The 13,139-nt window shown below is 58.2% G+C and carries 11 protein-coding genes; 3 read left to right on the forward strand and 8 right to left on the reverse strand.

Features of this window, described 5'->3' with window-relative positions:
- Nucleotides 1-94: 94 nt before the first annotated feature.
- Entirely contained in the window at nucleotides 95-1,030 is a 936-nt protein-coding gene (locus FJ419_RS17510; RefSeq protein WP_140695892.1) for a division plane positioning ATPase MipZ, read from the forward strand.
- A gap of 783 nt (nucleotides 1,031-1,813) precedes the next feature.
- Nucleotides 1,814-2,563, forward strand: a complete 750-nt coding sequence (locus tag FJ419_RS17515) for a response regulator transcription factor (protein WP_140695895.1) — start codon at nucleotides 1,814-1,816, stop codon at nucleotides 2,561-2,563.
- A 169-nt stretch (nucleotides 2,564-2,732) separates the two neighbouring features.
- Here the strand turns inward: FJ419_RS17515 and FJ419_RS30810 are convergent, their stop codons facing one another.
- From FJ419_RS30810 to FJ419_RS17535, 5 genes are all read right to left on the reverse strand, one after another.
- On the reverse strand, nucleotides 2,733-2,936 hold the full coding sequence (locus tag FJ419_RS30810) for a hypothetical protein (protein WP_181170735.1): 204 nt from the start codon (nucleotides 2,934-2,936) through the stop codon (nucleotides 2,733-2,735).
- Between the two features lie 157 nt (nucleotides 2,937-3,093).
- Nucleotides 3,094-3,573 carry a hypothetical protein gene (locus FJ419_RS17520; protein WP_140695898.1) on the reverse strand — a complete coding sequence of 160 codons (480 nt, stop codon included), beginning with the start codon at nucleotides 3,571-3,573 and terminating at the stop codon, nucleotides 3,094-3,096.
- Nucleotides 3,554-4,357 carry a hypothetical protein gene (locus FJ419_RS17525; RefSeq protein ID WP_140695901.1) on the reverse strand — a complete coding sequence of 268 codons (804 nt, stop codon included), beginning with the start codon at nucleotides 4,355-4,357 and terminating at the stop codon, nucleotides 3,554-3,556. Before FJ419_RS17525 ends, FJ419_RS17520 begins: the two co-directional genes overlap by 20 nt.
- Before the next feature lie 454 nt (nucleotides 4,358-4,811).
- Nucleotides 4,812-5,591, reverse strand: a complete 780-nt coding sequence (locus FJ419_RS17530; protein ID WP_140695904.1) for a CpsD/CapB family tyrosine-protein kinase — start codon at nucleotides 5,589-5,591, stop codon at nucleotides 4,812-4,814.
- 49 nt (nucleotides 5,592-5,640) lie between these two features.
- Complete coding sequence (locus FJ419_RS17535; protein ID WP_140695907.1) at nucleotides 5,641-7,164, reverse strand: lipopolysaccharide biosynthesis protein; 1,524 nt, start codon at nucleotides 7,162-7,164, stop codon at nucleotides 5,641-5,643.
- A gap of 289 nt (nucleotides 7,165-7,453) precedes the next feature.
- Between FJ419_RS17535 and FJ419_RS17540 the strand changes: the two genes are divergently transcribed.
- Nucleotides 7,454-8,767, forward strand: coding sequence for a polysaccharide biosynthesis/export family protein (locus FJ419_RS17540; protein WP_181170736.1), 1,314 nt, complete (start codon nucleotides 7,454-7,456; stop codon nucleotides 8,765-8,767).
- 29 nt (nucleotides 8,768-8,796) lie between these two features.
- Here the strand turns inward: FJ419_RS17540 and FJ419_RS17545 are convergent, their stop codons facing one another.
- Genes FJ419_RS17545 through FJ419_RS17555 form a run of 3 tightly spaced genes read right to left on the reverse strand, consistent with a single transcriptional unit; the run spans nucleotide 8,797 to nucleotide 11,514 of the window.
- A complete protein-coding gene (locus FJ419_RS17545) occupies nucleotides 8,797-9,735 on the reverse strand; it encodes a glycosyltransferase family 2 protein (RefSeq protein ID WP_246679236.1) in 939 nt (312 codons plus the stop codon).
- Between the two features lie 13 nt (nucleotides 9,736-9,748).
- The gene (locus tag FJ419_RS17550) at nucleotides 9,749-10,387 is read right to left on the reverse strand and encodes a hypothetical protein (RefSeq protein WP_140695913.1); all 639 of its coding nucleotides are present in this window, start codon (nucleotides 10,385-10,387) and stop codon (nucleotides 9,749-9,751) included.
- Between the two features lie 11 nt (nucleotides 10,388-10,398).
- Entirely contained in the window at nucleotides 10,399-11,514 is a 1,116-nt protein-coding gene (locus FJ419_RS17555; protein WP_181170737.1) for an acyltransferase, read from the reverse strand.
- Nucleotides 11,515-13,139 lie beyond the last annotated feature (1,625 nt).

Raw genomic sequence — 13,139 nt, forward strand, 5'->3', positions numbered from 1 at the left:
CATAGCGATGCGCCGGTCGAGGCTGCGCAAATTTGGATGCCGTCCGTCAGAAGCGGCATCGTTGGTGTGATAAGTTGGCACTGAGGGATGTGAGATGAGCGCGGGTGCCTGGACATCGAACGGTCGGCGGCGCGCTAATGGGCGTGTTATCGTCTGCGGGAATGAAAAGGGCGGCTCCGGCAAGACCACGACCGCGATGCACATTGCAATCGCCTTGATCGATTCCGGTCACAGCGTTGCGACGGTTGATCTTGACGAACGCCAGCTTTCGCTAACACGCTACGTCGACAACCGTCGTCGCTGGGCGCGGTTTAAGGGAATCACCCTGCCTGTGCCACATCATTTTCATGTGTCGCCTGCCGCACGGGCAGCAGCCGCAGATGTCAACAGCGTTCTGGTGAGAGAGCTCAAGGAAGGTATCGCCTCAATTGCGGCCAGCCACGATTTCGTTGTCATCGACACGCCTGGCGCGAACACGTTCCTCAGTCGACTGGCCCACCGTATGGCAGACACGCTGATTTCACCCATGAACGATTCGTTCGTCGATTTCGACGTGCTCGCCAGGGTTGACCCGCTCTCCCATGAGATCCTGGGATACTCGCAGTACGCCTTGGTGGTGCTAGATGCCCGGAGGAGCCGCCTGCATTCAGAGGACGCAAGCCTTGATTGGGTCGTGGTCCGCAACCGTATGTCCATGCTTGCGTCTCGCAACGAGCGCAAAATTGACAGTTCCCTGCGCCAACTTGCAGTAGATCTAGGCTTTCGGGTCACTGCCGGCATTTCCGAGCGCGTCGCCTTTCGCGAGTTCTTTACCATCGGGGTTACCGCGCTGGACGATTTCGAGAGCCAGGTGCTTCGAACCGAGCCGACGATGTCGCACCTGATGGCACGGCAGGAAATCCGGGGACTCCTCAAGGCCCTCCACTTCCCACTGGACGAGTCGAATCGGATGAAGGCGGATGCTCGGCGCAGGCAAGCCGCGAGCGTGAGCCGCCCGATCGCACTGCCCGACGTCTTTGCCAAGTGTTAGGCTGCGCGATCCAGCCATGATAACGTCGCTTTGCCCATTTATGCCGGTCAGATCACTCCAGCAGGTCGCGCCAGCCCTGCGCTAGGCGAGCAAGCTCCCGCCACTACCAGCGCCGCTTGCCTTGCGCCACCCGGCACAAACGTCCCCTGCCCGCTCCGGCTGATCGTCGCGTCGGCTATCACCTTCGAAAGCAGACCTTCAACAAAGAGTCAGCCTTGAAACCGATTTGCTCACCGAAGGAACCTTCAGCCATTATCGCTAGGGGTCTGCAATGTTGTGAGCAAATACAGTGGAATGAAATTTCGCGCCCCGAGCGCCTGTTCTACGGAGGCACGTCGCGGCGGAGACGGACCGCCCTGCATCGGTCGCATCGACCAATTGCAACCGCCGGGCTTCCGGTCCAATTGACCAAGCGGTCGGCTTTCCGGCACGCTGACACGAGTTGAGCGTCGGTGCCGCCATTCATGAAGTCATTGAATTATCGGCGCGCTAAAGCCAGAGGCGGGGCAATTTGGTAGCCCCGGGGGTCGGCTAACTCTACCGCTTTTTAACTAACTCTAATGGTGCAGATTCTTAATGCGGAGTTATCCACAACTTCGTAAGATACAGCTGCAGGTTGGGGTTTGTGGACGGAAGCCGTGGTGGGGATCATCCTGCGGGATGATATGGATTAAAGATCTGTCTTCCTGGCACTTCTAGCCGAGCAGTTGGTGCGGTGGGTCGTAGGGCCCGGATAACGTATGGAGACAACAACAGCCGAACAAGTAAAATGGAGTAGGTACGATGAATCGACCTCTACCTGGCGGGCATTGGGGTAAGTCTATAGAGGTGGACCAGAACGATCCCGCGCTGTGTCTTGGCGGGACTAGTCGGGCAGAAACTGAAGAAGATCATCGCGGCGACAGCCTGGTCGTCATCGTTGATCAGCGAATCCTCGAACGGGAGTGTCTGGCCAGTAGCCTTCTCTCTCTTGATCCGGTCGTACAGGTGAGAGCGGTTGGGTCTTTCTTGGAATTGCAGGACTTGCAGGTCGAGGCCTCGGCGATCCTAACCATCCTTAACGGTAAAAAAATAACCGACCCGATCGTGCGATCCGAACTGCAAGAGTTCATAGCATTGGTCGGCGGCGTCCCAGTCATTATCGTGGCGGATTCAGAGGCTCCGGCCGACATTTTGACGGCGCTGGAAAGCGGCGCCCGCGGCTACATTCCGACTAACGTTTCGGTGAAGGTGGCGGCAGAGGCGATCAGCCTCGCTCGGGCGGGCGGTATCTTCGTGCCGGCCAATGCCGTACTTGCTCTTCGAGAAACAATCCGTGCAACGGAGAGTTCGCCTAAGCCACTAACTGGCGTGTTTACGAGCAAGGAAGCTGCGGTCGTCGAAGCTTTGCGCAAAGGCAAGGCGAACAAGATCATCGCGTACGAGCTCAATCTCTGCGAGAGCACCGTCAAGGTTCATATCCGCAATATCATGAAGAAACTCAAGGCGACGAACCGAACCGAGGTCGCTTACAAACTCAGAGATCTGATGTAGCAGTTTTCCGCAGATCTGCGTCAAGAGGCCTGAAGCTGACCCAGCCGAGCAATATCGGCTGGTCAGTTCAGCGCTCAAAGATATCGCCACATCACGTGCCCCGATGCGGACCCCGCGCAATGCGCGATCGGCCGAAATTTATGTGACGTTTCGGAAATCGCTATCGTGCCTAAAGCTGCGTTTGCCCTGTTATCGCCGGGCGGACGGTTTGCGGCAAGGCGCTAACTGGAAGCTGGCGGTGCTGCGTATCGGCGATCTGCATCGCGAGTGGCAATTCAGACCGCCGAAAGACGATGGATGTTCCAAGCAGGGTCAATCCCGCCAACGCTCCAAGTCCGAACCATACAGCCAAGATATACAACATGACCTGCATTGCATCTGTCCTGAGCCATGAGCCATGAAGCTGAGACGAATGTCATTCTCGCAATTTGGTTCGCAGTTAGGAACCTGTCCATTGTGTGGGGTTGGGAACTGTCTTACCTCAAAAGTTGGTTGGATGGGTCAAACTCAGCTCCGAGATTGACTTTAGCCTATGAAAGCCGCTCGAGATCAGCTGTGGCGATTGGTGGGAGTGAACATCGGGGGCCGATGATAATAGCCCTTGCCACCACCAGGCGTGTTTTAATACCAGCATACCGCAGGGCTCTGCCGATGTAGTGGTGAACCATCGGCATCAGAATCGGCTGATGCTCGTAGAGTTTCCCTTCGACTGAATAAAGCAGCACTCGATCCTTCGCCTGCCGATCCAGCATCGATCGGTGCCAACCTTGAACTGAGACATCGGCAATCTTCAGCTGACATGTCTCCTTCGTCGCGTAAAACCATTGAGGGTCGGTGTTCGGCTCCGATAAAGTGAAGGCAAATCCGTTGGCGCGGAGCAGCGCAGCGATGTCTTCGTTCGCCGGATGGTCCGCTGTGACGCTTTGACCAATACCACCGCCAAGCACCTTGAGGCTGACGCTCAGGGCCAGCAAAAGGCCGAAGGCAAAGCTAAGCGTGAATCTGTTCATCGGGCCGCAAAGCTCCGGCATAGATCGCCATCACCGCGAGGTTCGTCGTCCATTCCGCCAGCAAGATGCCTACCCTTCCGTGGATGATGTCATAGTAAGCCGGCATAAGACCTATGAGGCTAATCCGGGCCAGGTTGATGGCCACTGTCGTAAGACACGCGGCGACTACGGCGCGAACGACCGGCCTCGACCAATTCAGACCATAAAACTTCACGATCATCACGCCACAAAGAAGAGCCAGCGAGAGGTTCGTGAGTGACGAGCAGGCCGGCAGGAGGAAAACTACGCCGGAACCGTCCGCGAACGGCACTGTATTGCCCGCTCCGCCCGTGCCAACGATCCAGCCCACCATTCTTGCATCGATTGCAAGGATGGGGCCTCCGAATACCGCAAAGGCCATCCGGGCCCAAAACATCGGAACCGTTATGGCTCCCAACACGACCGCGGCCCTGCGCATCGGCCCCTCGCGCGACGTCAGCGCCAGATAGGCGGCCACGCCAGCCAGTGCCAACCAGCTCAGTTGAGGCAAGGGAACCAGGAATGCAAAGCCCGCCATGCCGGCAATGTAGAAATCCGATCGGTGAGCACGCTCAGGCTCGGAATCCAAAAATAGCCAGAAGGTTACGACCAGCGCCAGCCAAACCACGAGGCTGACGCCGAACATTTCCAGCAGCGCCGAAATCGGACCGTCACGGGCAAGCGCCTCCGCGACGCGATCGCTTGCTCCGTTTGCAAATCCCGTGGCAACCACCCCGCAGTAGATTTGCCTGCGTAAGACATTCATGTGGGCTGTGGCTCAGCGGCCATCAGTCGGGGCCGTGCCGATCATTTGCCACGCTGCCAACGGCGATACCACACATAGCCGCCAAAGGCAGCCAGCGCCGGAAAGCCAATGCCGATCACAGGACCGGGAGCGGATCGGCTCGTATCTCCACCCCGATCGCCTGACGGGTACCATGATGCCAGCGCATGACCTGGAAGCGTGTCCCAGAGCGTAAAAAATAATGCTATTGCGGCAGGTGCGATAAACCTTGTCATTGCTTCCCCCTTTTCCCGTAATCGCAAGCATATTTTAACAAGGATCATTGTCATCCGAGAAAACTCGGAGGCTCCCGAACGAAAGAGGTAGAGCGACGTAATAAATTTGATTTCGCACGCTCATCGACGTCAGCGACTGCGAGAGGGCGCAAAATGGCCCTGCCGTGAACGTGCTCGAGAAATACGAACCCGCTAATCGCTCAGTAATAGCCGCCATCGTGCCCGTATCGGCATTTGTTCAGGACAATCCCCAGGAGGTTTGTCTCGCCTAGCAGTTCCTGTTCACAACAGCGGATCTTTGCCATCGTGGTCATTTCGGCGCCTACGACAAGCAACGTACAGTCAATGTTGGGCAGGAACGCCAGAACGTCGTCGCTGCCAAGAACTGCAGGCAGGTCGACGATAACCACTGCGGGGCAAAGCTTATCATGGAGTTGTATCATTGCCGAGCGAGCGGATTGGCTTTGAAGTAGCTCGGCCGAACGGGTCACCCCGTGCGAACTGGCGCTCACGGCAAGATTTTCACCATAGCGCACGAAGGTGCTTTGGATCGAAGATCGCCCTTGCAAAAAACTCTCAGTAGCTCGGGCCATGCCGAGACCCAATATCGAACTGATCTGAGGCTGCCGAAGATTCAGATCTAGAAGAACGACCCTGCAACTCTGCAGATTCGCGAGGCTGAACGCCAAGTTGGCAGCCACGATTGACTTTCCGGTTTCGGGCTCCGGTGAGGTTATCGCTACAGTGGTCCAGTTGTTGACATTGAGACACCTGAGGACCTTGGTACGCAATACATCAAAGCTGGCTTGAGCAGGTTCCCCGGGCGCGAATGTAACGAGCCGGGCCTCGCGGGCCCTATCGCCATCGAGTTCCACACGTTCCAGTCCCGCCCAATGCTCGTCAACCGATACCATGGATTGCCGTGCGACGACTTCCAAGGCCGCATGCGCCGTGGGCTGGAGTTTCACCTTTGCCGGCATGTTCTGGTCTCCTGCGGCACGTATCCGTTCCTTGATGTGGGGCCGTTGGCTACTTCGAGGTCGCACTGTCTGCCCCGAAACTTGCGGGCGGGTGAAAATCTACAAGCAGGAAGATCGGACTACTGCCCACAAGCAGTATAAGGGCGGCTACGCCCAGACGCATTCTACGCGCAGGTTTCAGGCTATCGGCCGCAATATAGGGGATGGTGACAAAAGGCTGCCCCCGGAACACGGCTGCAAGATCGGCAGGACGGCGAATGGTTGGGAAGAAGATTTCCGTGAGCGCGAAGATGCCGAAGCTCAATCCGATGCCTGCCCCGAAACTTCCAAGGACGATCGCCTGCCGTTTGGGCCAGACACGTTTGTCCGGTGGGGTCGCCGGCTCGATAAGCGACAGCTTTTGGCCAACTGCTTCCTTTTCGATACGCTGTCCGGTCGATGCGTCCGCCAACCTGGCGACTGCCTCGTTGTAGTGCGTCTGCACGGCCTCGTAATTCTGCTCGAGCGCGCGCAGTTTGGTAGTGTTCATTTCTGTGTCAGCGATCGATCGCGTCAGTTCGTCAAGCAGCGGTCCAATAGATTCCTTCTCCTGCGCAATCAAGGAGAGCTGACCCTCAGTGTCGGCCAACTGCAGACGAAGCTCGGGGGACATCCCGGCGGCGCGTGGGGCATCCATTGCGGTCTTGCCCTTTTCGGAGATGCGTTTCTCGAGATCGGCGACCCGTGTCCGCAACGCCACAAGGTTCGCACTGCCATCCTTGAAGATCGTCTCCTGCTCGGCAAGCGAACGCCGCAACTCGGTCAGTTGCTGATCGTCAGCCGCTGCTCCCTGCCCCCCCGAAGCCGATATCTGTTGAATCATCGAACGCTTTTGCTGAAGGGATATGATCTCGCGTTGAATTTGACCCAGCCTCTCTTCGTAGGCTCTCTGCTGCATGCGGCGAAACTCGAGGCTGTCAGGCAGAGCCTCCCTATGCTCCAATTTGAAGCTCAGGATCGCTTCTTGGGCGTCCTTCAGCGCGGCGTCCAGGCGTTCCACCTCGCGCTTGAAGAATTCGTGCGTGTCGTCGGCCACAGCCTTGCGCTCGCGCCCGTTCGCTTCGAGCATGGCGTTTGCGTAAGCATTGGCGACATCAGCGGCGAGAATGGGGTCGGCTGCGTCGAATGAGATCGTAAAGGCAATAGCCCCGCCGCTGCCGCTACCCAGATTATTCAGGACAACCGGCTCGATCTTGGTTCTTGCAAGCATTTGTGCAACGACATCGTCGTCGGAGACATCAGCTTTGGGAAAGATCGCAAACTCCTTGGCCAGACCGAGCAAACTGGCTCTTGTCGTGAGTTGCTGCTCAAGAACTTGCAGCTGCTGAATGGGATCCGCTGTGACCGATGAACGGGCAAGTTCCGTTGATATACGAGGCGAGTCGACCAGTATTTTGGCCACCGACCGGTATATCGGTTGAAGCAAGAGCGCGACCGCGAATCCGGCAACCGTCGCCATCACGATCGGGATGATCAGGTAGCGCAGCCGCTGGACATAGAGCGAGGCGTAAAAACGGCAATCTTGGCTGTTCATCAAATCGACTCGCCGTCAAAGATCCCTTGCACATGTCGACGGCGAAACAACAGCGCCGGCACACTCGTTGCGTGTCAGCCAGATTCGCGTAGCGATCCCATCGGTGGAAGCACTTCCTAAGGTCGAGTTAAGCTATGAAGTATCCTTCTTTCGACGAGGGACCTTCTCCTTTTGGCCGTCGCCTCGGTCCTATTCTTGCGTTCACTCGGTTTCGCCCGGGACCTATTCTTGGCTGCTAGGAATGCCAGTGCAACGATCCGCTCGAGAGCGCACGCGTCGAGGAGGAAGAGTGTCTTCAAACCCAATTGCCCGCCTTCGCCATGCAAGGCTTGCGGCGGCCCTGCTCGCCGGCGCCGCGCACATGTTCTTTGCTGCTGGCGCTCAGGCCGACGACTATCGGCTCGCCGCGCAAACGAAGATCCACATCTCGATCATCCAGTGGAATCCCTCGAAGGGTGAGTACCAGCGCTGGGAAGCTCTCAGCGGCGATTTTCTTGTGTCCAGTCAGGGCACGATAGGGTTACCCGTCGTCGGTTCGCTCGATGTGAGCGGCAAAACGAGCGCCGAGGTCGCCGCCCAGATATCGGCGGCGCTCCACGACAAGATGGGCCTGATCTCCCCCCCAGAAGTATCGATCGAAATAGCCCAGTATCCGTCGATCTACGTCGTCGGAGCAGTCACCACGCCTGGCGCGTATCAATTCAGGCCGGATTTGACCGTATTGCAGGCAGTGGCCTTGGCCGGCGGGCGCTATCGACCTCCGCCGGAAAAGGCAGGACAGAGCGATATCAGCCTGCTTGGCGAGCTGACCACGATCCACACCAAACAGTTGCGGCTGCTCGGCCGTATCGCCAGGCTGCAGGCCGAACTGGGCGGAGACGCCGAAATCCACTTTCCGGCCGAATTGACGGGCGCCGGTGCTCGCGACCTTGTCGACCAGATCATGGCACTGGAAGGTACCCTCTTCACGGCACGTGCCAATGAGAAGACGCGGCAGGTGGACAAACTCTCCGACCTACGTGACATGTATACGCGCGAACTGGATATGTTGGCGACCAAGAGCAAGGACACCGGTGAGGAAATCACCCAGACCGAGACAGAGGTTGCCAAGATCACCAAGCTTGTCGAGCAGGGCATAGTACTGTCATCTCGATGGTCAGAACTGAGGCGTGTGCTCGGACAGATGCGGGCCGATCATGCACAAGGAGACATCGACGCGATGCGCGCGCGGCAAGGTCTGAGCGAGACGACGCGCCAGGAATTCAGCGTTAGCGACCAACGCCAGACGGAGGTTGCGACACAATTGCGAGACGCGCTGAGCGAGCTCGCGGAAGTGAGATCGCGGGAATATACGATCCGCCAACTTCTGTTGGCAGCCAGCACCGTCGTACCGGGGGCTACGTCCGAGGGCAGTTCCGACCTGAAACTGGTCATCGTCCGGCAAGATCGGCAGGGGCCAAAAGAGATGAACGCGTCAGAAACCACGTCGCTTGTGCCCGGCGACGTGGTCAAGGTGTATGTGGCCACCTCGATGCAGGACATCGTCGACCCGGCTACGTCCCAGCAGAGAACCACCACGCGGCCTGGCGGAGAAACACAATAGCAGTATGAATCGGTAGATTGGCTGCGAGACTACTGGGCGGTTAGCGCCGCCCAAAGAGCTGCCCGATGTGTCGGCCCCGTGCCCACGCGGACTCCCTCCCCCAAAACCACAGCCGTTTGGAACATCGCTGACAAGAGAAAGCCGTGATGGCGCCGGTAGTACTGGACTCGGTTGCGCGTCAACAGCGCAGACAGGGATGGGTTGGTTCCAGATTCTCCACCGATGTGGATCACTTCTGCTCCCGAGACATATGCGATTGACAACCCAACGGCGCGGACTCTTCGCATATAGTCGACTTCCTCGCTGTAAAGAAAGAATGACTCGTCCCAGTCTCCCACGAGCTTGCGCACGCGCGCCGAGATTGCCATTGCCGAGCCTTCAGCCCAATCAGCGAATCCATCGGCCGTGTATCGCGTTGGATCGCTGATCTTCTCGCCTGTTCCGATCCAAGTCCCAAGTTTCCCTCCCACAACCGCATCCGTCCATGCCGTCTTCAATGACGGCTCGCGTCGAAGAGAAAGCGTGAGCCTGCCGTCCTCATCAAGGATCTTTGGCACGGCCACGCCTACGGTGGGATCCAGCAGCCGATTCATAAGCAATCGGGCCGCACCGGGCAGCAGCCGCACATCAGGGTTCAACACGAGCAGGGTTGAGTCTTTTCCAACCGTCGCGACAGCCGCGTTGATGCCGCCGGCGTAACCCGAATTCCACCCAACGTTTATAACTCTCGGTCGGACGGGATGAGAGAGTGCTATGGCAACGCTATCGTCGCTGGACGCATTGTCCGCAATGACGACTTCAAAATCCTGGATTCCGTCGAGTCCTGTCTGAAGCGAATCGAGGAATGCCTTCAGATGCCGGCGACTGTTGTACGTCACCGTTACCACGGACACGCGCGCACCTCCTGGCTGCGACGTTTCTTCGTCGCGACCGGTTCCCGCCATGGCTTCGTTCCCGATCTCTTTCACGTCTTCGATTCCATCAAAAATCGCGTCGCTTGACGCAATGATTGTTCATCCGTCCCGCCTGAACGACCGGATAATCATTGACAGGCAAGACGACACTGAACACCTTGAGCAGGATGTTGCCACCGCCAAGGCACTCGACTACGGCAAACGGCATCAAAATCACGATGATCCAAAAAAGCAGGCGAACGGCGTTGTGAAGGTCGGCCGCGTCACGGATCCAACACCGCGCAAGCATGTATGGCCCTACAGTTTCTATAAAGAGGACCCCAGCAGATTGGGCCCCGGCGACCAACCCGTGATTTGCAATGAGACCGATCAGCGACCAGACGGCAAGCATCAGGATCGAGATATCCGCAAGCCTTATCCGGCCGGCCTTGCCTGAGAATAATCGGACGGCGCAGGGCACTATCAATGCTAAAAGCACAAGGCGATAGATCGAGAGCCGAAGCGGCCCGATGTAGAAAACCCAAGGTATTTCAAGCGAGATAAGAAACACCCATACCGGCCAGGAGGTTCTCTTCCCGGACAGCGCGGCCGGACCGCTTCGCGCGAACTGGTTGGTGGATTCGAAGCGCTCGCCAAAGCCGGCGCGGCGGTCGGGACTTTTAACTTTGGGGCTCCAATATCCCGGTTGGCCAGCAACACTGCTCACGTGCCGATTTCCTACACGCGAACCAGTCGAACCATGGTCGACTGGATTAAGTGAAGCCGGCCGCCAATCCACCCGGCAATGATCTTTTTCCTGGTCAGAGCTGGCTGTTCGACAAGGACGGAAGAGAGATACGATAAGGGCAACGTCACCATCATCGCCACAAGCGCCACAAATTGCCACGAATGTATCCCGGGATACATGATGCTGAGGCAGCAAAGAACCGGCGCGTGGATGAGATAGACCCCGTAAGAAAGATCGCGCCTGACGAACGAGCGCCCTGGCAGGGTGGACAGCCCTGCGAAGACAACGAGATATGGCAGGCAGAGCGGCGCCGCGACGATACCTGCTCCATACGCAAGCGAGGCCAACAGGATCAGGAACGCGAAACCCGCCAAAGGCGCCGAGTACGGTATCGTGCGACGGAAAGTGGATAGAGCGACGCCGGAAGCAAAATAGACGAAGAGGCTGATGAAGGTAACGAACCGGCCAGGCAGCCGTTCGGCGAGGGCAGGAAAGATTCCGTTCGCTTCATAAAGGACATAGGCTACGAGGAACACGACCAACACCAGGCGAGGTCGGGCGAGGACGCCAACCACACTCATCACCGCCAACGCAATATAGGACAACACTTCGAAATGCAGCGTCCAGAGCGCGCCGTTGACGATTGCAGGATGGCCGTCCGGTAACTGCACCCCGGGGAGGAAATCATATGTGAGCGTAAGAACGTTCTTGGCGTAGAGGCGCAGGCCAGGGTCAGAGAAATACCGCTGCAACGGCAGCGTTGTCAGGATCGGGCCAAGCACGATCACGGACGAGATCACTACGACAATGAGGGCCGGAAAAATCCTGAGTGCCCGGCTGGTCGCATAGTCGATTACCTTGCCCGACCGAACCAGGCCTGGAGCGACCAGAAAGCCGCTGATGGCGAAGAAAACAAGAACGGCGAGGAGGCCGAAATGCAGAAATCCGCCGCTGAACGTCAAGAGCAGATCTGCCTTCGCACCGTAGATAGAGCCGTGGGCATGATGCAGGAGGACCGTGGTCGCCGCAGCCAATCGAACTTCATCGAAGCCCGGTCCCACGAACCCCGTTTCGGCCAGCCGGCTTTCGAGGGTCCGGCCGCTCATGTTCCAACCGAGAACATTTGGGATCATTGGGCTGCCCGGTGAGATGCTTCGCTGCGGAAGTTTGGGCGGCGGATCTGGCGCGCGCAACTACCTAATCGGGCCAACAGAGCGGACAGTGTTGGCAGCCAAAAACGAAAAGGAGTACGAACGTTGCGGAAACCGGCGACTGTTGGCGCGACATCGCATTTTCCCCCCCGCGCTGTGAGACTTTGAAACTTCATCCACATCCTCGCCTCGTTGGAGAGGGGTGCGCCAGTGCTTTTTGAGTCTAACGGTGGCAAGACTGTTCCGTGGGCTGGTCGGCAGTGTCGCCGACCCTGGTGAGCCAGGACTCCCGCCAGAACGGATAAATCGCGCGCGGACAAAACCATCGACCGTGGACGCTGAGTTCGCCTGAGCAGGCGACACCGTCCAAGATTATGCAGTCTTTGGGGATCTTTAGCATGCGGCCCGTTTTCTCATCCACGATCCGCTGCACCGCAGTCTTTACACGGAACGTGCCGCCGCAATGGGGAAGCATCTCGCGGTCGAAGGAGAGGCCACTACTCTCGCCTCGATCGTCAAGGGTGGCTGCGATTTCCTCCGCGGACCGTACCCGGACCAGATCGCCTAGCCGCAGCCCGAGCATCTCGCGCTTGGAGCCAACCTTACTCGGACCTTGCAGGGGGAGCGTCCTTATCAGCCCGAAATGATGGAGCACGTCCATTATTATGGCCCGGACCAAAAGGCCCAAGAAACGGATCGGCTTGAAATTGCCGTTCGTCAATTCGCGCCAATATTGCCCAAAATCCCGTCGCCTCACGGGCTCGGATGCCTTGAGAGCGTCAGTCGATTGACATCGCCAGACCTGCGCCCCGCTTTTATCCACCGGGGTGGCCGGGTGCGTAGCGGCGCCGGCAGTCCGCTCGAGCTCTGCGGAAGCTGCCATCCTGGCGACCCCAGAACGCGCGGCGTGGTTGTCACCGACTTTGCTCAGCCGTTCCTCTTTCCAGTAAATACGGCAACCTGCCTGACATCCGCCGTGGCTCGACCCGTCGCAGCGCAGATCCTCAAGATAGACGTCCCGCGCATTCGACGAGAGCCACTTTCGTCAACCATGTTGCAGACTTTGTCGACGCGCCGCGACACCGTAAAGCGTTGGCCGACATATCCTATCATCTCCGGCATGAACACTGTCCCGTGCAGGGCGCTATCCCTGTCGAGTGTCGCGACAATCTCAGCCGCGGAGCGCACCTCGACGACATCGCCAGGGCGTAAGGGACCTTCGTTCGCTGGTTTTTCCATGGTTTTTTGTTCCTCAAGTTTAGTGGCGTCGCCATCGATTCGAAGCCGCAGCCGCTTGGAGCCAGTTCCAACTTGCCGGTCCAAAGGCGCCGAGAGAGCATCGTACACAAAGAGACGGTGGGCGATTGCTACCCAAAAGCGAGAGAGCCGGAGCGCCGATAGTGGTAAAGCCAATAGCCGCGAGGCGCTCGTCACTGATGAGGAACCTGCCCGGTGATGCCGTTGCCAGCCGCCCGTGGGCAGGGACGCGTGGATGCCAGGTCTGGAATCTGGCTCGCTGCGACGAATGCCTGGCAACGGATCAATAGCTTTTGCGGCGTCCGGGTCGCAGCCCGCCAAGG

Source organism: Mesorhizobium sp. B2-6-2 (genome assembly GCF_006440615.1).
GTDB lineage: Bacteria > Pseudomonadota > Alphaproteobacteria > Rhizobiales > Rhizobiaceae > Mesorhizobium.